At 53.3% G+C, this 21108-nt stretch carries 28 protein-coding genes and 1 pseudogene; 9 read left to right on the top strand and 20 right to left on the bottom strand.

Translation table 11 applies throughout. The features are described 5' to 3' along the window. The coding region (locus tag LJF34_RS27215) for an integrase core domain-containing protein (RefSeq protein ID WP_231189617.1) at positions 1-119 on the top strand (119 nt) is incomplete at its 5' end. A gap of 203 nt (positions 120-322) precedes the next feature. Here LJF34_RS27215 and LJF34_RS27210 read toward each other — a convergent pair. Next, positions 323-781, bottom strand: coding sequence for a DUF3995 domain-containing protein (locus tag LJF34_RS27210; RefSeq protein ID WP_231189616.1), 459 nt, complete (start codon positions 779-781; stop codon positions 323-325). A 100-nt stretch (positions 782-881) separates the two neighbouring features. Further along, positions 882-1796 carry a glycosyltransferase gene (locus LJF34_RS27205; protein ID WP_231189612.1) on the bottom strand — a complete coding sequence of 305 codons (915 nt, stop codon included), beginning with the start codon at positions 1794-1796 and terminating at the stop codon, positions 882-884. Between the two features lie 99 nt (positions 1797-1895). On the opposite strand from LJF34_RS27205, the gene LJF34_RS27200 reads away from it, so the two are divergent. Next, positions 1896-2558, top strand: coding sequence for a helix-turn-helix domain-containing protein (locus LJF34_RS27200; protein ID WP_231189610.1), 663 nt, complete (start codon positions 1896-1898; stop codon positions 2556-2558). Between the two features lie 407 nt (positions 2559-2965). Beyond that, positions 2966-4027, top strand: a complete 1062-nt coding sequence (locus LJF34_RS27195; RefSeq protein ID WP_231189608.1) for a complex I subunit 1 family protein — start codon at positions 2966-2968, stop codon at positions 4025-4027. Between the two features lie 201 nt (positions 4028-4228). On the opposite strand, the gene LJF34_RS27190 is transcribed toward LJF34_RS27195, so the two are convergent. The 5 genes from LJF34_RS27190 to LJF34_RS27170 all read right to left on the bottom strand — a co-directional run bounded on the left by LJF34_RS27190 (position 4229) and on the right by LJF34_RS27170 (position 7694). Further along, a complete protein-coding gene (locus tag LJF34_RS27190) occupies positions 4229-4798 on the bottom strand; it encodes a dihydrofolate reductase family protein (protein WP_231189606.1) in 570 nt (189 codons plus the stop codon). Positions 4799-4800: 2 nt separating this feature from the next. Beyond that, positions 4801-5304, bottom strand: a complete 504-nt coding sequence (locus LJF34_RS27185; RefSeq protein ID WP_231189603.1) for an SRPBCC domain-containing protein — start codon at positions 5302-5304, stop codon at positions 4801-4803. Beyond that, positions 5301-5639 carry a metalloregulator ArsR/SmtB family transcription factor gene (locus tag LJF34_RS27180; RefSeq protein WP_231189600.1) on the bottom strand — a complete coding sequence of 113 codons (339 nt, stop codon included), beginning with the start codon at positions 5637-5639 and terminating at the stop codon, positions 5301-5303. Before LJF34_RS27180 ends, LJF34_RS27185 begins: the two co-directional genes overlap by 4 nt. Before the next feature lie 460 nt (positions 5640-6099). Then, complete coding sequence (locus LJF34_RS27175; RefSeq protein WP_231189598.1) at positions 6100-7053, bottom strand: DMT family transporter; 954 nt, start codon at positions 7051-7053, stop codon at positions 6100-6102. A gap of 2 nt (positions 7054-7055) precedes the next feature. Then, positions 7056-7694, bottom strand: a complete 639-nt coding sequence (locus LJF34_RS27170; RefSeq protein WP_231189597.1) for a nitroreductase family protein — start codon at positions 7692-7694, stop codon at positions 7056-7058. Positions 7695-7779: 85 nt separating this feature from the next. Here LJF34_RS27170 and LJF34_RS27165 point away from each other — a divergent pair, with 85 nt between their 5' ends. Beyond that, positions 7780-8415, top strand: coding sequence for a helix-turn-helix domain-containing protein (locus tag LJF34_RS27165; RefSeq protein ID WP_231189595.1), 636 nt, complete (start codon positions 7780-7782; stop codon positions 8413-8415). A gap of 83 nt (positions 8416-8498) precedes the next feature. On the opposite strand, the gene LJF34_RS27160 is transcribed toward LJF34_RS27165, so the two are convergent. The 9 genes from LJF34_RS27160 to LJF34_RS27120 all read right to left on the bottom strand — a co-directional run bounded on the left by LJF34_RS27160 (position 8499) and on the right by LJF34_RS27120 (position 14699). Further along, the gene (locus tag LJF34_RS27160) at positions 8499-8897 is read right to left on the bottom strand and encodes a VOC family protein (RefSeq protein ID WP_231189593.1); all 399 of its coding nucleotides are present in this window, start codon (positions 8895-8897) and stop codon (positions 8499-8501) included. 4 nt (positions 8898-8901) lie between these two features. After that, positions 8902-9504 (bottom strand): DMT family transporter, encoded by a 603-nt coding sequence (locus tag LJF34_RS27155; protein ID WP_231189591.1) that lies wholly within the window; start codon positions 9502-9504, stop codon positions 8902-8904. Between the two features lie 203 nt (positions 9505-9707). Continuing rightward, on the bottom strand, positions 9708-10070 hold the full coding sequence (locus tag LJF34_RS27150; protein ID WP_231189590.1) for a DoxX family protein: 363 nt from the start codon (positions 10068-10070) through the stop codon (positions 9708-9710). A gap of 4 nt (positions 10071-10074) precedes the next feature. After that, a complete protein-coding gene (locus LJF34_RS27145; protein ID WP_231189588.1) occupies positions 10075-10674 on the bottom strand; it encodes a carboxymuconolactone decarboxylase family protein in 600 nt (199 codons plus the stop codon). 186 nt (positions 10675-10860) lie between these two features. Further along, the gene (locus LJF34_RS29360; protein WP_231189585.1) at positions 10861-11457 is read right to left on the bottom strand and encodes a helix-turn-helix domain-containing protein; all 597 of its coding nucleotides are present in this window, start codon (positions 11455-11457) and stop codon (positions 10861-10863) included. 560 nt (positions 11458-12017) lie between these two features. Next, positions 12018-12182, bottom strand: coding sequence for a cupin domain-containing protein (locus tag LJF34_RS27135; protein WP_231189582.1), 165 nt, complete (start codon positions 12180-12182; stop codon positions 12018-12020). A gap of 260 nt (positions 12183-12442) precedes the next feature. Next, a complete protein-coding gene (locus LJF34_RS27130; RefSeq protein WP_231189579.1) occupies positions 12443-13702 on the bottom strand; it encodes an MFS transporter in 1260 nt (419 codons plus the stop codon). Then, a complete protein-coding gene (locus tag LJF34_RS27125) occupies positions 13699-14118 on the bottom strand; it encodes a luciferase family protein (RefSeq protein WP_231189576.1) in 420 nt (139 codons plus the stop codon). The genes LJF34_RS27130 and LJF34_RS27125 overlap by 4 nt, the downstream gene beginning before the upstream one ends. Next, positions 14115-14699: an NAD(P)H-dependent oxidoreductase gene (locus LJF34_RS27120; protein ID WP_231189574.1), complete on the bottom strand. Its 585-nt coding sequence runs from the start codon at positions 14697-14699 to the stop codon at positions 14115-14117. The genes LJF34_RS27125 and LJF34_RS27120 overlap by 4 nt, the downstream gene beginning before the upstream one ends. A gap of 279 nt (positions 14700-14978) precedes the next feature. Here LJF34_RS27120 and LJF34_RS27115 point away from each other — a divergent pair, with 279 nt between their 5' ends. Continuing rightward, complete coding sequence (locus LJF34_RS27115) at positions 14979-15638, top strand: helix-turn-helix domain-containing protein (RefSeq protein ID WP_231189571.1); 660 nt, start codon at positions 14979-14981, stop codon at positions 15636-15638. 181 nt (positions 15639-15819) lie between these two features. Next, the gene (locus LJF34_RS27110; RefSeq protein WP_231189568.1) at positions 15820-16452 is read left to right on the top strand and encodes a LysE family translocator; all 633 of its coding nucleotides are present in this window, start codon (positions 15820-15822) and stop codon (positions 16450-16452) included. Between the two features lie 217 nt (positions 16453-16669). Here LJF34_RS27110 and LJF34_RS27105 read toward each other — a convergent pair whose 3' ends face one another. Beyond that, entirely contained in the window at positions 16670-17128 is a 459-nt protein-coding gene (locus LJF34_RS27105; RefSeq protein WP_231189566.1) for a cupin domain-containing protein, read from the bottom strand. 189 nt (positions 17129-17317) lie between these two features. After that, positions 17318-17680 (bottom strand): helix-turn-helix domain-containing protein, encoded by a 363-nt coding sequence (locus LJF34_RS27100; RefSeq protein ID WP_231189565.1) that lies wholly within the window; start codon positions 17678-17680, stop codon positions 17318-17320. Positions 17681-17796: 116 nt separating this feature from the next. On the opposite strand from LJF34_RS27100, the gene LJF34_RS27095 reads away from it, so the two are divergent. The 3 genes and pseudogenes from LJF34_RS27095 (at position 17797) to LJF34_RS27085 (ending at position 19206) form a co-directional block, all read left to right on the top strand. Then, positions 17797-18036, top strand: coding sequence for a hypothetical protein (locus tag LJF34_RS27095; protein WP_231189563.1), 240 nt, complete (start codon positions 17797-17799; stop codon positions 18034-18036). A gap of 1 nt (position 18037) precedes the next feature. Continuing rightward, entirely contained in the window at positions 18038-18448 is a 411-nt protein-coding gene (locus tag LJF34_RS27090) for a nuclear transport factor 2 family protein (RefSeq protein ID WP_231189561.1), read from the top strand. Positions 18449-18453: 5 nt separating this feature from the next. Continuing rightward, positions 18454-19206, top strand: a pseudogene (locus LJF34_RS27085) (SDR family oxidoreductase). A 77-nt stretch (positions 19207-19283) separates the two neighbouring features. Here the strand turns inward: LJF34_RS27085 and LJF34_RS27080 are convergent. Both LJF34_RS27080 and LJF34_RS27075 read right to left on the bottom strand, forming a co-directional pair. Further along, entirely contained in the window at positions 19284-20222 is a 939-nt protein-coding gene (locus tag LJF34_RS27080) for an NAD(P)-dependent oxidoreductase (protein ID WP_231189559.1), read from the bottom strand. A 3-nt stretch (positions 20223-20225) separates the two neighbouring features. Continuing rightward, on the bottom strand, positions 20226-20609 hold the full coding sequence (locus LJF34_RS27075; RefSeq protein ID WP_231189556.1) for a RidA family protein: 384 nt from the start codon (positions 20607-20609) through the stop codon (positions 20226-20228). Positions 20610-21108 lie beyond the last annotated feature (499 nt).

Below are 21108 nucleotides of genomic sequence, written 5' to 3'. Positions count from 1 at the left end.
GGGTGGGCAGTCGACCGAGCGTCCAGCAGTGGCTTGAACAATTTGTGCATTACTATAACCGCCAGAGACCGCACCAATCGATCGACAATCGAACACCTGTCGAGGAGGAGCTAAACTAGACAGTGCCGGCAGACGGTTTTCATTGCTAATCCAACCGATTACTCTTAATCTGGTTGTTTTTAGATTATTACCAAATGATAATTATAACTGGTCCTCTTTTTTGTATACCACATTATATTCGAACTGGCCCGTTACACGACAAGTGGGGCGTTCTCTATATGACAATCCTTACTCTTAGTGTATACGGAGTAGCTACTACTCATCATCTGAATTGCTGATTACGTGACTTCAATTGGTAATTCCACGCCGATAAACAGAAAAAGAGTCCACCGAGAAGCCACCACGGTCCCCACACAAATGTCTGCCAGTGATCCGGTGTCCAAGCCGTAGGGCTGGAAAGGCTGATGAGCCCTGCCTCCGTGAGTGCACCCTGAATCACGAAATCACCGCCGTGGATGACCAATACAGCACCCACACCCCATGCAGCAATGAGCAACAGCCGGCGCGGAATCTGCTGACCCCAGGTCTGGACCAGCGCAAGCGCGAGCAGTCCACCACCGACCTTTAGAATGCCAGTGAGCCAGAGAGCTGCGATGAACCACGATTCGCCTGTAACTTCCTGGCCGAGTGAGACGGTGTTCAGACCTGTAGTTCCGCCGAGAGCCCAGTAGAAACTCATTGCGGCGAACACGAACATCCATACACTGGCGGTGTAACTCACCCACATTGACGACCAAGATCGCATAGTGGATGGTATTTTCGGTGATGTCATCATAACTCTGACTTTCTCTTCAACTGATGAATTGTCCTCGGACGGATCACTACTCGACAACCGTCACGTCGAACTTCCCGCGCCAGCGGTATTGCCGGCCGCCCCAGACGAACGTCCGGCAGGTATACGCGTACAAGACGAGAGGAACGAACACAAATAGTGCTGGGTACGCCAGTACGGTCGTCCACCGGCGGACGCCCAGAACCTCGTTGACAGCAAAATGTAGCACTGTCAGGACGGCCGCCGTTGGGAGTGGTGCCAGGATCGCACTTACGAGCAGGAGCAGCGAGAAGAGAACTGTTCCGGCGATGGCACCAGGAAAATGCCATCGGAGAATCTGTGTCCACCGAACCGGACGCTCGACTGCCTCGCGAATGGTCCCCCCAATAGGAACGATGCGCGTCCGGTCGACTGTCGTTACTTGGAGGTACTCCATGAGGAGCCCATCGTCACTGACAGTTCGCTGGAGTTCATCGAGAAAGGCGACTTCGTCGATGTCGCTACGGTCGAATATGACCGCGCCACCCCAAATCTGATCACCAAGATAGAGGGGCAGCGAGCCAGCGGAGGCGTACAGTGGTTCGAGTAGCACCGAGAGTGGATCTTGCCCGACAAAGTATGGTACCTCCGACACAGGCCCGTATTCTTCATAATCCGTGTTAAGGACCATCAGCCAGTCCAGGGGATGGTGGAAGTCGTCATCCGTCCAGACGAGGCGGTCGTGGCGTGCAGCCTCCATCCCAACAACGATTGCATTGGCCTTCCCAGAACAGCCTTCTGGCTCTCCAGCAGCGATGAATCGAATATCTTCGAAACGGTCTTTCTGCTCGGTGACCGGATCGTCCGCACTATCGTGTATGATCAAAAGCTCGTCGCTGTCGCCGAGTTGGGCGGCCAGCTCCGTGCACGCGTCGGTCCACCGCGTGGTCGGCAGGAGGACGCTCGTCGGCGCTCGATCAGACATGGTGCTTACTTTTGCTCATCCGGAGACAATGAGTCCACTGCCGGCGATCCATGAGCGCTTATGATCAAGGACTATACGATGGCGCCCAATTACTAGTACATGCGCTATGTCACCGTCGTTGCCTATCCTGGCGAGGACGGTATCAACCGACTTGATCGGCGGGTCAACGAGCTTGGCTTAGAGTACCGGGCTATCCACCGCATGGAACTCCTTGACGACGATACCGTCGCGATGTTCGCCGAGGGCCGCGGCGATGTCGAGGGGCTCCGTCAGGTCCTGTCGAAGTCGTCGGAGGTCTTTGAATTCTCGATCTCCGGCGACGAGGACGGATTCTTCTCCTACACGCGCTATGCAGCGGACGACCTGACCCGGATGCTCATGAAAGACCGGCGGGAGTCGTCGTACCTGATCGACATGCCGGTCGAACACACCGATGACGGCGGTCTCCGGGTGACGTACATTGGAACGGAGGCGGCCTTCACCGACGTGCTCTCCGAACAGCCGGAGGGCGTTAGTTTAGAGGTCGAACGAACCGGCCAGTACACGCCCACCCCCCGTCACGTTGTCTCTTGGTTGACTGAGCGTCAGCGCGAGGTGCTTTGGACAGCGATCGATCTCGGCTATTATCAAGAACCTCGCGAGGCAACTCACGACGAGATCGCGGCGATGACAGGGCTTTCCGAAACGACGGTCGGTGAGCATCTCCGGAAGATCGAAGCGACCGTGTTTTCCTCGCTCCATGTTGGCGCTACCGAGCGTTGAGACGATTCGCCAGGTTAGATGGGTACAGCGCCAGTCAGCTACTCACTCTCTGCGACCGAGCGGATGTCACCATAATCGTGATTTTGGAAGCGACTCCGTGCTGAGTGGAAATCCCACTGTACACGAACCGTAAATGTCACGCGGAACTTCTACCGACGCAAGAATCTAAATGCTCCGACCACTGAAGCACGGAGCAAGACTACTATCTCACTACCTCAAGTATCGCTATTGCCGCTTCGACACCCTTGAGTACGCTACATCGAGGCCCTTCATTCTGAATGCCTCGCAATAAGCATCACTGGTGTTTTGCCCAAGTATTTCTGTGAACGAGAGAAGGAGGGGAACTTATTAACAGCCCTTGATCGACGGCAACGCGCTCATCGCCCTCAGATGAGAAGGAGTAACCAATGAGACTCGTTGAGGCGATTGCGGAGATGCTGGGCTTTGGCCCTAATCTGTCTGCCATGGAACAACTCATTGCATCACTCTTCGGAGCCATCCTCATTGGAATATTCTGCCTGACCCACATGGCGATTGCTGGCCCGTGGGCGAAACGAAAAGTAAACGCAGCTTTTGTGGATCGAATCGCCGTGAATCGAGTTGGTCCATTCGGACTGTTCGTCATTGTCGCGGACATCATCCGACTGATTTCGAAGGAACTCATTATCCCAGATGACGTGGACCGTCCTGCCTGGGATCTCGCCCCCGTTCTACTCTTCTTCTCGGCATGTGTTGGCTTCGCCGTTGTTCCGATGGGGACTTTCGCTGGCGTTACGATCCAACTTGCCGACCCCGAAACCGGGGTCGTGTTTCTCTTTGCCATTTCGTCGTTAGCAAGCCTCGTGTTAGTTATGGCTGGCTACTCATCAAACAACAAATATTCATTCCTCGGCGGGATGCGTGCAGTAGCACAGAATATCGCGTACGAAATTCCACTCGTGGTCACGGCCGCGTCAGTTGTTCTGTTCACGGGAACGCTTCGAGTGAGCGAAGTCGTTGCGTTCCAAACCCGACCACTGGTGGACGTGTTGGGCGTCCAAATCCCATCGTGGTTCGCTTTTGTCAATCCATTCGCTTTTGCACTGTTCATGGTGGCGAACTTAGCAGAAATTGGACGAAATCCGTTTGACACCTCAGAAGCACCACAGGAGGTCATCGCTGGCTATCAGACCGAATACTCGAGTGTCTACTTCGTCTTTCTCTATGGGAGCGAATTTCTCCATATCTTCCTCGGCGGTGCAATCATTACGACGTTATTTCTTGGAGGGCCGAATGGGCCGTGGCTGCCGGGGTTCATTTGGTTTCTCCTCAAGATCTGGGGTGTATTCTTGTTCACGCAATGGGCGCGGTCGGCAATACCGCGCGTCCGCATCGACCAGCTCATCGAAATCGGTTGGAAGGGTCTCCTCGTTCTTTCATTTGCCAACCTTCTCCTCACAGCAATCCTTATGCCAATTCTAGGCGTGTAGTGCTAGCCTCTTTCCTCGCATGGGAAAATATTCATCCACAGGCGTTCAACTGCTGCCCTCACCTAACAGATCCTCCTGGCGCTGATTCCCTGCGGTGACGAACCCACCCAACGACATGTTGGTATCGAATACTACCTCGATTATTGGATTTCTTGATGAGACCAGTCGATATCACATGAACGTTCTAAGATGTTACTTATTCTATGCCTCTCCTTCTATCACTGTTGGTTGGTACTGGAGGATCACGACACCTGAGCTGGTCGTTTCCATTTCAACAAGATCCAGACCAGTCGGCGCGTTCTTTTCTTTGAAGAGTTGTTTGCCGCTCCCTTGAATAATAGGATGGACCCAGATCCGGTACTCATCGATGAGGTTGTGTTGCATCAACGTGTGCATTAGATCGGCACTCCCAGGCATTAGAATGTCCTGTCCATCCTGTTGTTTCAGCGCTGCGACTTCGTCCGCGACGTTCTCCGCAATCAGGTGTGCATTCCAGTCAAGGTTATCCTCGTCAAGAGTCGTTGACACAACATGCTTGGGAATACTATTTATCCAGTTGGCATATCCAATGTCATCCGTCATGGACGGCCAGACACTGGACAATCCTTGATAGCCCATACGTCCTAACAGCAGAGCGTCGAACCCAGTGACATGGTCTTTCGAGTAGCGGACCAGTTCATCAGGGTCCTCCCAAATTTGCCATTGCCATTCGTTTTGGTTATCGAAGACGCCATCGAGTGTGACCTTACTGTCGACTACGAGTTTTCTCATAATCACGCTTCTTCGACGACATCCGCGAGGTTTTCGAGGGAGCCAATCCAGCCCTCGTTAGCGTTTTCGGGGGGTATGTTGTCGGGGATTCCCGTTTGGCGAACGGTGACTTCGGTCCCACCGGATACCTTCTCGAAAGTGACCGTGGTCGTCGTTTCGCCGGCCATTCCTGGGTCGTCGGATTCGAATTCTTCGGTGTAGACGATCCGATCGCCGGGGGACAGTTCCTTGTATGCCCCGTGGAACGAGTGTGAGTATGGCTCTAACTCCTCGATGTCGGCATTGAACGACATGCGGAAGGTGCCTCCTTCTGAAGCGTCGAACTCATGAATCTCGCCGGAGAAGCCCTCTGGCGGGAGCCACGCAGCGAGTTCGTCTGGATCGACAAAGGCATTATAGACTCTCTCCGGTGAGGCTTCGATCACACGGCTGACGCTGATACTGCGGTCTTCGTTTGTGGTGGTTTCGTCCATCGATTTGTTCCTGTTATCAGTATTGTCTGTCATTGGTCTTCTTGCTCCAGATGATCGGCCAACGAGTCGAAACGGTCCTCCCAGAGCACGCGGTACCGGGTCAGCCATCCAAAGGCATCGCTCAGTGGCGCGGCATCAAGGTGGCATCGTCGAACCCGGCCGTCCTTCTCGACATCGAGCAAGCCCGCAGCTTCCAACACGTGTAGGTGCTTGGAGACTGCCGCCAGCGAGACGTCATGAGGTTCGGCGAGATCGCCGACGCTTTCGGGGCCGTCGGCGATTTGTTCGAGGATCTCCCGACGAATGGGATGGGCTAACGCTTTGAAAATCGCATCGAGATCCAGGTCGTCCGACTGTTGTTCAACCATCCAGTTGAATATACTGGAAGCGAGATATTAAACCTAGGGGTTAAACAAAATCTCCTCGACGAGTCGTACAGGGTGAACAGCTATCTCAGAAGCGGTTGTAACTGGGGGCATCCATCGAATGCTATCTAGTGCACCTATCTTTGGAATTATAAAGTAAAAACGGCGCCATCAACAAGCAATGTCGTATTGAGACATTCATTGCTGCCGAGATGGAGGTTGCAACCAGTCACGTAATGATCCTGATCTCACTATAGCAACCCTGTACTTGGACTTGTTCATTCGTTTTTATCCGTTTGATTCAACAACTTCGCCGAAACGATCGCTGAATCCCTGTCGAAGGAGTAGGTGGTGGGCGTCTTCACGGGCGCTGTCTAGTTACTTGACTTCGCACGTTAGACGAACATGCCTTCGATCTGGCGCATTAGCTTGTCGGTGTTTTGAGTCGGACTACTGAGTAGTGTCAGTCATCCATTGGGGCGGCCGCTGTCTCTCGATTTCCTTTAGGATCGCCAATCGTGAGGAGACCGACGCCAACCGCAATAAGGACGCCAGCGATAGCGAGTCCCTGCGGTGGGGCCTCCCCGAGTAAAAGGACGGCGATGGGGACGCCGACAACAGCGGCAACCGAGCCGAGGAGGCTGAGATAGACTGGTCCACCGTGCTTCTGAAGGACGAAGTATAGGAGGTACATAACCGAGAACGTCGCTATCTGGGCCAGGACGAGGAGGGCCGGCACGGCACGTCCCGTGGGTACAGCAAGAGAGAACCCTGCCGCTCCCCCCAAGAAGGGCTCAGCGATTGCGCCAACGACGAGGAGTATAAGCCCAGACGCGGCGAGCATTCCCGGGGCGAGTTCGTTGGGAGCGACTCCCTCCGGCCAGCGGGCCGTCCGGTAGATGTTGCCAATGGCGAGGAGGACCGGTGCACTGAGTGTTGCGGCGACCCAGAACGCGTCGACACCCGGCTCGGAGAGCTTGAGGACAGCGAGCAGGACGGCGCCTCCTAGCGCGAGCACGACGCCGGACGCGCGACGAGGTTGGAATCGCTCCATGCCAAGGATGAGTGCGCCGATGTAGGTGAGCAGCGGCGGGAAGGCGGTCGAGAGTGCGACGAAGCCAGCTCCGACGTGGGGGACGGCAGCGAATGAGAGGAGGTTGGGCGCAGCAAGACCGACGAGACCAGCGACCACGAAGTACTCGGTGGTGCGAGCATTGAGCGGGGGGAGCCGATTGCGGACGGCACCGACACCTGTGAGAACAGCCGCGGCCCCGACGACCGACCACGCGAGGAAGGCCAAGGGGCCGAGACCAGCCTCGGCAGCGAGCTTGGCGAGGTTGGTCGAGATTCCCAGAACGGCACCCGCACCGAGAAGGGAGGCAAGCGGGACCGCCCACCGGCGGCGAGACGAGATCATCGTTACTCATCTCCTCCATCCTCAATGCCATCGAGTGCTCCGTCGATAACGATGTCACTCAGCGGCTTTCGATCACTTGGCGCTTCGCGTTCCTGCATCTCTGGGGGGAGTGCGTTCGGTGATGCTCGCACACCGATCGCTGCCATCGCCTCAATCGTGTACTCGGATGGAATGGAAAGGACTGCTGTCGCCCGCTCGTAATCGAAACCACCGATTCCGTGGATGACCAACCCGCGCCTGGCTCCTTCGAGCGCGAGGTTTTGCCACGCTGCGCCCGTATCGAACGAGTGCGTTCGGGATCGTTCGCCGTTGTGGTCGAACGTCGTTTTCGAGACCATGACGACGAGGACGGCTGCCCGTTTCGCCCATATTTTGTTTTCGTCAGAGAGGAGATCGAAATAGGCGTTCCAGTGGTCGCTGTTTCTAGTAGCGTAGAGAAAACGCCAGGGCTGGTTGTTGTACGACGATGGTGCCCATTTCGCTGCCTCGAACAGCGGCATAAACTCGTCTTTGTCCAGCGATTCGCCGGTCATCGACCGCGGCGACCAGCGATTCACGATCAGCGGTGCGATGTCATAGCTCGGTGATCGATGTTCGCGGACCTCGGTGCGGATTTCGTGTTGAGGGGGTCTTGCACCCATGTAGGGTAGTAGTCGAGAGACGCCCGTGGCTTCGTGCGTGAATAGCTTTCTGCCTTTAAGAGGCTCGGAAACAAACCTCAGAGATATGCCTCGCGTACAACTGCGGGTCAACGGTGCACCAGCAGAAGATTGGTTGGCCGATGTCTCAACTGAATTTCCGGACGCTGAATTCAGAATACTAGCGACCCAGCCCACAGACGATGGTTTGCTCGAAATCGCCGAAGTAACTACGCTGGAGGGAGACCCACTCGTTCGCCATTTTGAGGATGCATCCGAGGTGCGCTCGTATGAGGTGATCCATACCGACGAACAGATGGTACTGATTCAGTTCATGATCCCCATCTCGGAGACATATAATGCCCTCATTGCATCGGGGATTCCCCTCCGCTATCCTGTTCTCCTTCAGGATGGCTGGTTCTCCAAGGAGGTAACGGCCTCACAGGAACGGCTAGGGGAGTACACTGACGAGTTAGCGGCAACTGGCATCCCGTATCAGGTTGAGTCGTTAACCCAATCACATAATTCGAGCGAACTGCTCACCGAGCGCCAATGGGAATTCGTTACTGAAGCAGTCGAGCGAGGGTTCTACAACACGCCGCGGGACTGTACGCTCACTGAGTTGGCAGAGGCGTTCGATATCAATATCTCAGCGATGAGTCGCTTGCGTCATCGGGCTGAAAGTCGGATCATCACAGGATTTGTCGCTGAGGCAGCACCGTAGCCAAGACCGTCGACCAAGCTACTCGACGAGGGGGGGTTTCTCACCGGCTGTTAAAGGCGCAAAGCTCAGCGAGTATCTCTGACCTAATTGTCTCCCGTTTCTTTGATTTCGAGGAGGTAGCCGGAGGGATCGCGCACGTAGATCGCCGGAGCGGTGCCGGTCGCTCCGAGCGGATTCGACTCTCGCTCGATGTCGATATCGTGGGCAGTCAACCGTGCTTTGATGTCGTCGATAGACCCCTCGATATGGAAGGCGACGTGGTCGAAACTGTTTCCAGAAGGGGGCTTAAAATCCGTGACAGGACGGAGGTGAATCACACTCTCGTCGGTAAGGCGAATAGAGAAAAATCCTTTTTCTCCAGCTTCGTAGCGGTCGCGGTTCTCGACGTCAAATTCGAGAACATCGTGATAAAACGTGGTTGTAGCGTCGATTCCGTTTTTGGGAATTTTCAGGTTGACGTGGTCGATTGCGTGAACATTCATGATGTCAATGAAACTGTGTGTGCTGTACCCACTTAACTCCAGATGTTCGATTAACGACTTTTCCGACGGTATCCGATATCAGCGATGCCAATTCATTGTATGGAAATTCTCCAGATTCTGAATGGATAGTATCTGTTTCAGTATACATTGTGCATGAGATGACCAGCAGATTCGATAGATTCGGACTGGCGACGAGTCCGACACCAACAGAACAAAGCCCGAGACCGATGGTCGCAACAGGTGTCAGTCGTTCGCCTGGAAGGAACACCCGTGAGAAGCCCGTCGCCAGAATTGGATTCACCGCGACGAAGATCGCGGCAACCCCACTTGTCACCCCTTGTTCTCCAATGAAGAGGAAAGCGTTGTAGAACGCGATGACGAAGGTTGCTCCAACGAGGATAGTTAACCAGTCGGTGCGCGTTCGGGGCCTCCAGTACTCGGTTGCGGCCACCGCGTAGCCGAGCATAATGATACCCGCAATGTCGTAGCGAATCGCTGCAAAGAGAACCGGCGGCATGAACTCCAGGCCAGCTTTGATTGCCATGAATGCGATGCCCCACAGAATCGACAGCAGGAGGAACAATCCGCCGTTTCGGTATGTGCTCATGGTTAGCTATTCGTAACTGTGTGAATAACAGGGGCCCCTGCTACAACAGGGGAAAAGGAGGTGAAAGATAGTACGCGCTAACGATTCAGCAGAAGCGGATATTTCTGCCTTCCAATTAAGTAGCAGTGAAACATTGACGAGAACCGTATCGAATTATTTGGCCATACAACGCCACGTCACTGATGACCGCTCCCAGGAGTGGTTCACGAGACCAGGTTCAACACCAGTGTGGCAACGGCCAGCAGAAGGTACACATGCTGTCCACTGACTGAATAATCACCAGCGCGCAAGTGGACGATGACAGCACCGACAAAGTACACAACGAGGCCAACTGCGGCGGCAGTCGCGACTGATGGCATTGGTACGCCAATACCGATCAGCAGTCCGAGTGCACCCGCCGCTTTCAGGATGCCAAGCATGGGCAGCCACGATTCCTTCACGCCTACCTTGGCCATAGATTCGAGGATGGCCTCAGGAGGGCGAAAAAAGCCCACCGCCGAAATACCGACAGCGACGATAGTTAGGATACTGACACCGATGTAGGCAATTGACATTGTGAGTGCCATGATTTTATTCCTGTGTGTTTTGCACGGGCGTTCGTTCATCATGTCCCATCTGTATTTCCGACTGAGCAATCGCGCACAAACCGTCGGATTCGATTTCGAGCGGAATATTAATGAGATTAGTGTAATTTTGGAATGCATTCACCCACGTGAGTTCAACAATCTCTCGATCGGAGAAATGTGTGCGCAGTTCTTCGAACGTATCGTCGGAGACGTTCTTCTGGCGTGTGACTTCTTCCGCATACGCCAATGCCGCGTGCTCCCGATCAGAAAAGAGCGTGCTCGTCTGATACTCCGTGAGCGCGTTGAACTTCTCCATCCCGAGGTTCTCACGGATTACCTCCGACTGCGCGAGATCCACGCAAAAGCCACATCCGTTGATCTCTGAGGTGAGCGTCCCCACCATGAGCTTAAGTTCAGGGTCAAGTCGAATCCCATTCGCATGGAATTTCTGGAACTTGCGGTTAAGTCCGAGAGACCTTGGAATGCGCGCGGTCACGACCTTTAGCGGGGTCATTACCTTGCCGAACTTCCGTCGCATCATCCAGTAGATGAACCGCATTTTGAATCCATCGGGCTTTTCGATCGGCTCTAGTCTCGGAACCATATTTCAACGTACGGGAACACGGGGGATGGATGTTCAGTGCAACATGTTCCAGCCAACAGCCAGTCACATAAGCCGCAAGCAAAGAGCCCAGTGTTACAAGCCGGTCGGGTCGGAAGAACGATCAGACTACCCAAACATCGGCGTCCTCGGTTGTGACCCGTGGGTCGTCCCTGAACACCCATCGATCTACTCGATTGGCTTCGCGAAGAACTCTTTGATGACTTTTTCTTCGGCGTTGTGGAGTATCCTGCTCGCCGTCGATTTGCCAACATCAAGTGCGGCCGCAAGATCGGTGAGCGTACATTGGCGTGGACTGTCATAGTAACCGCGCTGGATGGCCTCGAGCATAAATCGCTGTTGACGGTCGGTCAATAGATCGTTCGGCTGAGTCGATTGGGTGACTGAGACGACCTCATACGTGAAGCCAGTGTCCTCGAACTCGGCTTTGAACTGTGACAGCCGCTCGTGTGAGGTCGTCAGATCAATCGTTATCCACCCATTTCGGAGAGTGAGCGGAAATTCCATTGTGACGAGGTTTCCTGAGTCCAAAATTGCACGAATTGGTGGCGGAATGAGCGGCATCTCATACTGGATCAGAATGGACTGGTCGTCGGCGTGGAGTACGTCATAGGGAAGCCCGGCGTCATCAAAAGAGCGAAGGACGATCTGACGGTACTTCGTTGGTGCTTTGAACGCGACACGGAGTCCAGTATCTGTGGGGAAGACAGCGGGTATCCGAAACTCCTCGTCTGGGTGGTCGGTCGAGAAATCTACCACGTCCACCGGGAGTTTGAATCGAATTTGAGCACTAGGCATATATCCCATTTTTCGGTTACTGGCTACTTCTACTTTGACACGAGCATGTGCTTCTAGATATCATTGACTGTATTGCTCTCCGATCACGCTCCTGTGCATTTGGGTGTCGATACCCAATTACGTCACCACTGTGCTATCGGGCTATACTGGATGTCGGTCTGCCTCACGGCACTTCTCATGCTTCTTGATGTAATTCCATTCGTAATCAGGTGTGTGGTACGACTTCGACGTAAATCATAAGTGGTAGTGGTTTTAGGTGAGTTCCCGCCCTAAGTGAGACACGAAATTTGTATCGCTAAGAGAGAGCTGTTCACCACCCAGCTTCGACCATTTTACGGAGGTCAGACCGGTATATTCCACATGTAGATATATTTTTACCCATATGTCTTTGATAGTACAGTTACCCGAACTTTCTCCCAGCATTGCAGGCGCCAACGATCATACAGCGAATGCATTGATCCAGGTGTCTGAGCCAGGAGAATCAGTCGATCTGTTCGAGATCCGTTCGTGTTCGCTCGGTTTCGACGTTAACCGGTGTTGCGCGTGCCAGCCGGTTCGAACAGTAGAATCTCCGCCTCCGTGTCGGCAGTCGGACGATGCTCAACATCCCGCGGTACGATAGCGAGTTCTCCCTCTTGAAGAGTCACATCCGGTTCATCCCGGAGTTCGATCGTGATCTCGCCTGACGTCACGAAGAACAGTTCATCGGCCTCCTCGTGATGATGCCAGTCGAATTTGTCTTCGACCTTCGCAAGTTTGACGGCTTGGCCATTAAGTTCACCGGCGAGCCGTGGGGCCTACTGTTCGTTGAACGAGGCTCGACAATCTATCATCCCGGATGGGGGTTTTCGGAAACGCGTTCGGTGGTATCAAACTGAACCGTGAACCGAACAGGGGTATCTCACAAATGCCTGAGTCCACCTTGCAGTAGTGCACCTCTCAATCGTACTAGTCAGTCAAGTGATTCCTTAGGTGAGTTTCTTGGTTGATCAGTGGGCTCTAAATCGGCTTCAGCTGGTGGCGTGACGTACACGGATGCAAGAGCGAACACGGCCGCTCCACCCGCTAGTAATACCCCCACCGCGACAAATGTCATTCCGAGACCTAGTGTATCGCTTACTGGCTGGACCACTAACGGTGAGAAAAACTGACCAAGGAAAAATGTGCTCGTCAGAACACTGAGTGCCCGACCGCGAACAGACTCGGGGGTGACCGCCGCGATCCACGCATTGAGATTTGTCAGGAGGAACCCACTGCCAGCGCCCGCAATCGCCAGCCCAATAACAACACTGGAGACCGTCCCACTCACACCGATCACAGCATACCCAATACTCATGAATCCAAATGTGAGCGCAACGATACCGATCACACTCAGGGATCGACGGATACGACCATACAACAGCGAGGCGACTCCGCCGGCTCCCGTTGACGCCGCCAACGCAGCACCGATCACCGTGCTACTTGCTCCTGTCCGTGTTTCGAGGTAGAACGGAACCTGCACAGGAGTCATATAGAAGATGATCTGCCCAACCAACCCGAGCGCGGCAATAAGTCCGAGTGTACCGAGTGGGAGTCGACCGAACGTCCGGCGGAGGTCATCAAGACTCGTCGGACGGTCCCCAGTTGGTTCACGGCGGCCCGGCTCTGGCAACCAGAATGCCATTGCCGGGAGGAGCACTAACGCTACCGTATAGACGAGAAACGGAACCCGCCAACCGATATCGGCGAGTACACCCGCGAGCGGCAACAGAACGACGCCACCGAGGGACATGAACGCACCCTGTCGTCCGAGGATTGTATCCCGGCGGTTCTCCTCGTAGTAGTCGGTGATCAGTGCGGTCACCGTTACCATCACGCCTGCAACGGCCAGCCCCAGCACTGCTCGACCGGCGAGGATCGCTATCAACGAATCCAACACGAACCCTGAGCCACCAGCGAGTGCGTACACGACTGTCGAAACGAGGAGCAACCATCGGCGGCCGTATCGATCGGCAAGCGCGCCGATGATGGGGGACCCGACTGCGATAAACAGCCCGTGCATCGTGAGGACGAGTCCAACGAGAACTTCGGCGTTCGGCGTGTTTGCAAACTCTCGCTGAATCGCAGGCAGCGCAGGAGAGATCGTCGCTCCCGCCATGATGGTCAGCATACTAGCGAGCAACAACGTTCCCTGGGTGAGTCGCGGGCGCGGAAGTGTCGTCTCGCCATTCATGCAGCTCTCACCTCGTTGAACACGTCTTCCAACGAGGCACTCATGTCCAACTCGGCGAGTGCTGCGTCGATATCGATCATGTCTCCCGTAGATGTTTCCTCCTCGTGGTTCTGCAGTGTAACCACGTGGTAAAGGTATGCGACGCGGAGGAGCCAGAGTGCTCCATCAACGTCTTCATCAGACTGAATGTGGTAGGAGACCCATCCAGAATCGGACATGACGTGATGCATTTCCGCCAGTTTCTCCTCGAGGAGGATATCACGAATGCGCCTGGTAAACGGGATGTCAACAAGCTTGCCGCGGTGGATGTGACCGATCTCTCGTCCATCAAGAGTGAATTCACGTCCACCACCACGGTCGTGCGAGTCGACTTCTACCCCGGACCACGCACTGACGGTCGATTCAATCGAGTTCATATGCCAGTCTCCGGAGTATCGACAGCAGCCGGGACGAACTGTTCGGCATAGTCAGCGACCGCCTCGACGAACTCTTCGAACCGATCCTCGTATGTCTCGTCGATGAGGGTCCCGTCCTCACCGAAGGCATCACGTACGTTCGAGACAGGGAGATCAGGACCAGGATGCGCGTTGAACTCCAGCGTGATATCGTGGAGATGGCTGAGCGCTCGCACACCACCGAATCCACCCGCCGATACGGTGACGTACGAAAACGCTGTGTTCTCGTATTCGGGATAGAGGTGGTCGAGGAGATTCTTCAGCGTGCCGGGGATCGAGTGGTTGTACTCCGGCGCGACGATAACGAGTGCATCCGCCGCCTCGACTTTCTGGCCAAACGCGTCCACGTCGGGGTGGGGGTCGCTGACTGCATCGCGCCGGTTCCTGAACAACGGAATCTCGTAGTCCCTCATATCGAACAGCTCGGTATTGTGGCCGTTCTCACGGAAGCTGTCAGTGACATACCGGGCAGGGTGGATCGAACTCCGTCCCTCCCGAATCGTTCCCTGTACGACGAGGATTTGCAGTGAGGGAGCAGTCATTGTCTTTCACCTCCTTTGTGAATTTGCGTTCTGGACTGGTGTTTCTCAGTCTGTTCATGGGGGTTACCGGTTCGATGGTGGGTTGGTGGCACCATGACTGAGAAAAGGACGGAGCGCATTGTGGAAATTCGTGTGAATATATTCACCTCCAAAGTTTGTCCTGCAGTGTGAACCCCAAATGCTACTCCGTTTTTATAACTCGATAAAACAAATTGTTGTGGGTTCAGGGGTAGATATTTTCACAGATTTATATTACCGGCCACCCAACTCTCAAACAGGATGCCACGTGTACAGCTTACATTCAACGCTGCAGCACGCCCAGATCCACTAGCTGCGATTTCAACCGAGCTGCCCGACGAAGAGTTCAGGATACTATCGAGTCATCCTACGGACAATGGAATACTCGGACTTGTCGAACTCGACACGCAGGAATCGGACACCGTTATTCAACACTTCGAGGACGCTCCAAAGATGTCGTACGAGGTACTGCACAACGATGGACAGACCGTAGTGATCCAGTACCGGATTCCAGAAACGGAATCAAATCGAGCACTTCGCGCCTCAGGAATTCTGCCGCGATTTCCCGCGCACTTGCAGGATGGGTGGTTAACAGCCGAACATACTGCCGCACACGAGCGAGTATCCCAGTTCCCAACAGAGATGGACGCAGCTGGTATCCCGTATCAGATCCAGTCGATCACACACGCACACGACCCGACAGAACTGCTCACGGCTCGACAACACGAAATCATCACCGAAGCGGTTGAGCGTGGATACTACGATAATCCGCGTGCCTGTACTCTCACGGAATTGGCAGAGGGATTCGGTGTGAATCCATCGGCTGCGAGCGGGGTGCTCCACCGTGCGGAAGAAACCATTATCAAGGAAGCGATCGGCGAGTCAACAGGTGAAGTAGATGAGAGTGGAGAACCAAAATAAATTCAACACGCCCAGGAAATAGAAAGACCGTAAGACAAGGCTTTTCGATGTAGTAGCAGCCATGAACCACTTGAGACAAATATACGGGGATATAACAGTCGAATCTGCAACTGGGTAGGCAAAAGCGGCAATCTGAGACGGCAATCCGTTGCTTTATTTTAATTTGCCATGATTTTAGTCTGTGATTGACCTTCACGTAATCCTCGCATTCATCCCCGCCGCCTTGGTGTTGATAATCTCACCGGGGCCCGATAGCATCTATACGCTGACTCGCAGCATCAGTGATGGCCGGACTGTCGGCGTGACTGCTGCACTAGGATCCTCAACGGGAAGCATTGTCCACACGACAGCCGCGGTTCTTGGGCTCTCAGCTATTCTTAAAACATCAGCTGCTGCGTACACCATCGTCAAATTGGTCGGTGCAGCGTATTTGGTCTATCTTGGCATACAGACATTCAGAAATTCGGAGGAGTTTGAAATCACACCAGAGAGTACGAGCTTTACACCGAACGAATCGTTCAAAAGTGCACTCATGATCAACGTATTGAATCCGAAGGTAGCAATATTCTTCCTTGCGTTTCTCCCGCAGTTCGTTCAGCCAGGTGGTTCGACTGCTATCCAGCTGTTTACATTCGGAGTCCTCTTTGCGACACTTGGATTTTGCTATCAAGCACTCTTAGCAATCTTCTCGGCACGGGCTCGACGATCAATTACCGAACGCGAACTCGTGCCGACGATCCTTCGTGCAGTAAGTGGAAGCGTCCTCATTGGCTTCGGGCTCAAGCTAGCGCTTGAACGACGGGTCACATCGTAATCTTCGAGACACCGACTATCCGTTCTTCCTCGGTTTGTGAAACGACAGTGAACGATCTATTAACCAGATACATTGAGAATTCCGGTGTCAACTTTTCGACTGCGGGGAAGGGAAGACTACAGCAGATCGCTTCAGTGATGGTGCTACTAGTTCGTGGGATTGTGTGAATCACTACAAACAGGGAACAGGCATTTCGACGATGGACGAAAAACTCGAATTAGGTATACTGGCCAGTCTCTGTCCCACACTCCTCACAGTAAAAAATCACTGGTGTATCGCTCTCATCAACAATCACGGGGGTTCGCTGTTCACACGAGGGACATTCACGACGGAGATCAGTCGGGCCCGCATCACGAGGCGCTCCCAATGCAAGAACTTGGAGCCGTTCAGACCCTCTATTCCAGCCACGTTGCCATTCACCGGGCGCAAACCGAATCGTTTCTCCCGTCGTAACAGATATCTCACCTTCCTCGGTATCGAACGTCGCCGTCCCGGAGAGGACGATGAACACTTCTTCTTGTTCGTGGTGGCGATGGTAGCAGTCTCCAATGCTCACACCGGGGTCACGTTCAAAGTAATTGATCGCAACCCCATCAGTCTCTAGTGTCTCTGATAGAGCGTTAAAATACCGAGATCGTGTGTCAGAATCGGGATGTGAGAGTTCAGTTTTTCTCATCGTAGTAATCAAACGAATAAGAACCACAAATAATTTTCCCAGAATGGTATCTAACTTGGGATATACAGTAATACTGAGGGGGTAGTTCACTCAATCACTTCCAACAAAACCCAATCTATCGAAGCAATGCTGTATGCATTGAGACCCTCCGGTCTCAACTTGTGTTTGTCGCTGTAGTCTAGTTTGAGTTCAACAAGAGTGTTGTTCCTCGTCCAACCATTCATTGTCCCATGCTTCGATTTCATCGAACACGGAACGCAATGAGGTACCCTTCGGGGTGAGACTATAATACGTGGCGACAGGCGCGTCCTCTTCCACCCGACGATTCACGTATCCCATCTCACCGAGGTCACTCAGCACCCGTGATAGTGTCCGTGAATTTGCGTCGGTAGTTCGTTTCAGTTCATTGAATCGTAACTCGCCATCTTGGAGCTCATATAGAACAATGAGCCGCCACTGCGAGCCGATCTGTTTGAGAGGGGCAACAAGAGAGCATGGTCCCGCTCTCGGTTCGGAATCGTCCTGGGATTGTGGATCTGCATCGGTGGACATTGACGTTACTCGATTACATTGATGATAGCGATCCTATATATTGGTTCGGATTTAAACCTAATAGTGGAATGCAACCAAATTCCGCCTGCAGAGGGACTTTCCCAACCCAGGTAACCATGACTGGTCGAATCCAGGCAATCGAAATGACAGCAAATCATACAAAAATCACCATCACCGTAAGAGAAGACACACACGACTCACAGCACGCGATGCTGGCAACCGACGCGATAGTAGATGCCGAGGAGTGGAAGACGGTTATCGCGACGGGTGACGAAGTCACAACAGCCCAGAATGTCCTCATGAAGGACTGTAGTGGGTACTTTCATACCTGCGATACACCTGAGGAGGAACTGTAAAATGCGTAAGAATCAAAATACCGAAGAGGTCAGACAGACTATTGAGCGCCTGATCGAGAATGGTAGTCAGTATAATGTCGATGAACTCGACCGCATTTACCATGATGATTTGACAATTGTAAAAATCGATGAAGTGGGAGAAGTAACTGCGATAGACAAAGCGGAAAACATGGCACTCTTCAGGGAAAAGCGCGACAGTGGAGCTGAACCGCTGAGTACAGAGGCCGAGTTCAACTATGCCAGTGGGGGTTCGGACACAGGTCATGTGATCGTGACACGAAAAATGCAACTACAAAGCAGGCTAGAGAAATCAGTCTTTAGTATTCACCTGGTTCAAGAGGATGGGCGGTGGCAGGTTATTCAGGAAACAGCCTTCGTTCAACCAATATCGGCGGACGAAGCCTCAAAGTGACGACGATGACTCAATCATTTGAAGATCGAGTTTTCATCGTTACCGGCGGAAGCAGCGGGATTGGAGAAGTAATCACAGACGCTCTCGCGGAAAGAGGGGGCCACGTCCTTATCAACGGACGCACTGAAGACCGACTGACGACGATCGCTGATCGTCATCCAACCGTCGAATACGTGGTTGCCGATATGAGCCATGATAACGGGCCAAAACAAACCATTCAACACGCCCGAGACTTGTAGGGACGAATCGACGTGCTTGTCAACAATGCCGGGATGTTCAAGCCAGTGCCGATCGAGGACCAGACGCCTGACGTCCTTCACAAGATGTACGCTACCAACGCGATTGGACCCAGCCTACTCGTTCAGGAAGGGCTTCCGGAGTTGAAGCAGACCGATGGAACAATCATCAACGTTAGCAGTGTCTATGGACACAAAGCAGGCGTTCCACTCAGTGCGTATGCAGCTTCGAAGGCGGCAATAGAACAGCTGACGCGTTGCTGGGCACTCGAACTAGCACCGTCAAATGTTCGTGTAAACGCCGTCGCCCCTGCCCCGACAAAAACACGAGCGTTAGAACGTGGGGGACTCTCCGAAAAGCGACAGGAGGAAGTGAAATCCCAAGAACGCGACCAGATTCCGTTGGCTCGGCGGGGCGAGCCCGATGAAGTAGCGGCCTGGATAATTCGCTTGGCGGATCCTGAAATGTCGTGGATCACTAGCGAAATAATTTCTGTTGATGGTGGATTGAGTATTAAGTAATATACTCACCTGAACACTCGAAGGCGGCATTGACGTAGTGTTTCATCACCACGACGAATTTACTTTATTGTTTTTAGTTAGTTGAGAATATTGTCTGATCGCCATGTTTTCACGACGCTGTCCAATCCGTCCCTATACGTTGAATATTTAGGTTCCCAATTGGTCTCAGCCCGAAGTTTGGCATTTGATGTCGGCATCGGTGTACTGAAGAGTTCCACTTGAACATCACCCATTTCCCGGCGGGCGACTGCCTCTGATATCCGCTCTGGGGCGGGTGCGTCAAGATGCTCTGCGAGGGTAGTAGAGAACTCAGCCATGGTGACCGGTTCGTTATCGACAGCGTGCCAGACACCACTGAGATTTTCCTCAGCTGCGGCAACAAATGCACTGGCAGCATCACTCACGTGAACTCGCGAAATTTGTGCATCCTCCGAACCGTCAATGATCGGTTGGTCGCCCTGAATAAGGGCTTCGCCATGTTCTTGTGTGTGATATGCATCTGGGGCGTAAAAATAGCCACATCGTAGGATACCCACGTCGAAGCCATACTGTTCGTCAGCTTCTCTAGAAATATCTTCTGCGTCAACCGCAGACTGGGTTGACGGAACGGGATGACGTGGTGACTCTTCATCAAATGAAGAACCATCTGGTTGACGGGCCACCCAGACGATGCTCTGTTGGAGATATTGGTCTGCACCAACAGTAGCTGCTGCCTTGGTGAGTGTTTGCGCTCCCTCATGTCGAACTCGGTTGTTGAGTTCCCAATCTTCAGGTGAGGGATCGTCTGTCGGGATCGCGGTCGCCGCATGGATGAGAACATCAGCTCCTGTTGCGGCGCGAACAACTGATTCTTCATCGAATAAGTCACCACGGCGAGGTTCACCACCATGTGATTCGACGATTGTATCACCACGTTCGTCTCGTGTCAGTCCAACAGTAGTGTATCCACGGTCGGTGAATTGGTCGACGAGTCGTCGCCCGAGCACACCAGTAGCTCCCGCAATGAATATTTGCATGCGTTATTTCACCGCTGTCGGTTTGATTTCGACTAACAATTCGGGGAAGGCTAAGCGTTCTACTCCCAGCAGCGTGCAGCTTGGTTCTTCGAAACGATCGGTTATCAGATCCCAATTCTCGAACAAGCGGTCGACATCTGTCGTATAGCAGTCGATTTGTACGACGTCCCCGAAACCAAAGCCTGCGTCAGTGAGCACTGTTTCCATATTTTCTAGTACTTTGGTTGTTTGTGCACGCATGTCGTCAGGATGTACCGGATTACCTTCGGCATCCATCGAGGTCTGGCCAGCACAGTACAGAACGCGATCGCTATTGCTGATCTCAATCGCTTGGGAATATCCAAACTCGCCCTGCCATTCCCAAGGATTGGTTTGTTGTTGATTCATCAGTGTACTCCTTTTCGAAAGGAGTTCTTCGACCGTTCGTAACGTACCATTGCATAGTATGCTATGGTCAGAGTGATTGTAATTGTTTCCTGTATCTCATTCCAGTAACCTAAGAGACAATTTTCACAATGACGAGGTTAGCCTCTTCAAGTGTGGCCATATATTGTGAAACAGTGGATTGGGAGTCTCCGACCCTCTCTTGGGCAAATTTAACACAGACCCCGACATCCTCGATGTTTTCTTCTCTCTGAGGTGGGAAATGACGAGCCGGGTCAGCCAACCACCGAAGAATACGTAACCGGTTTTCATTTGAAAGCGCTTTGATGACGTCGATAGGATCCACAGAGACTGCGAGAAAGGTAGTTGATTACTCGGCACTGTCTAGATAAGGAAAACCCAGTGGCAGCGGTACGATTGACGAGGTTTCCCCACTGTTCGAAAGTGGCTGATCTTTGAGATCAGGGGAAGATACACCGTGAGAAGACGGAATTCGACCGCT

The sequence above is a fragment of the Haladaptatus sp. DYF46 genome, assembly GCF_021083305.1.
Classification (GTDB): Archaea; Halobacteriota; Halobacteria; order Halobacteriales; family Haladaptataceae; genus Haladaptatus.
This window is presented reverse-complemented; position numbering and strand designations above follow the sequence as displayed.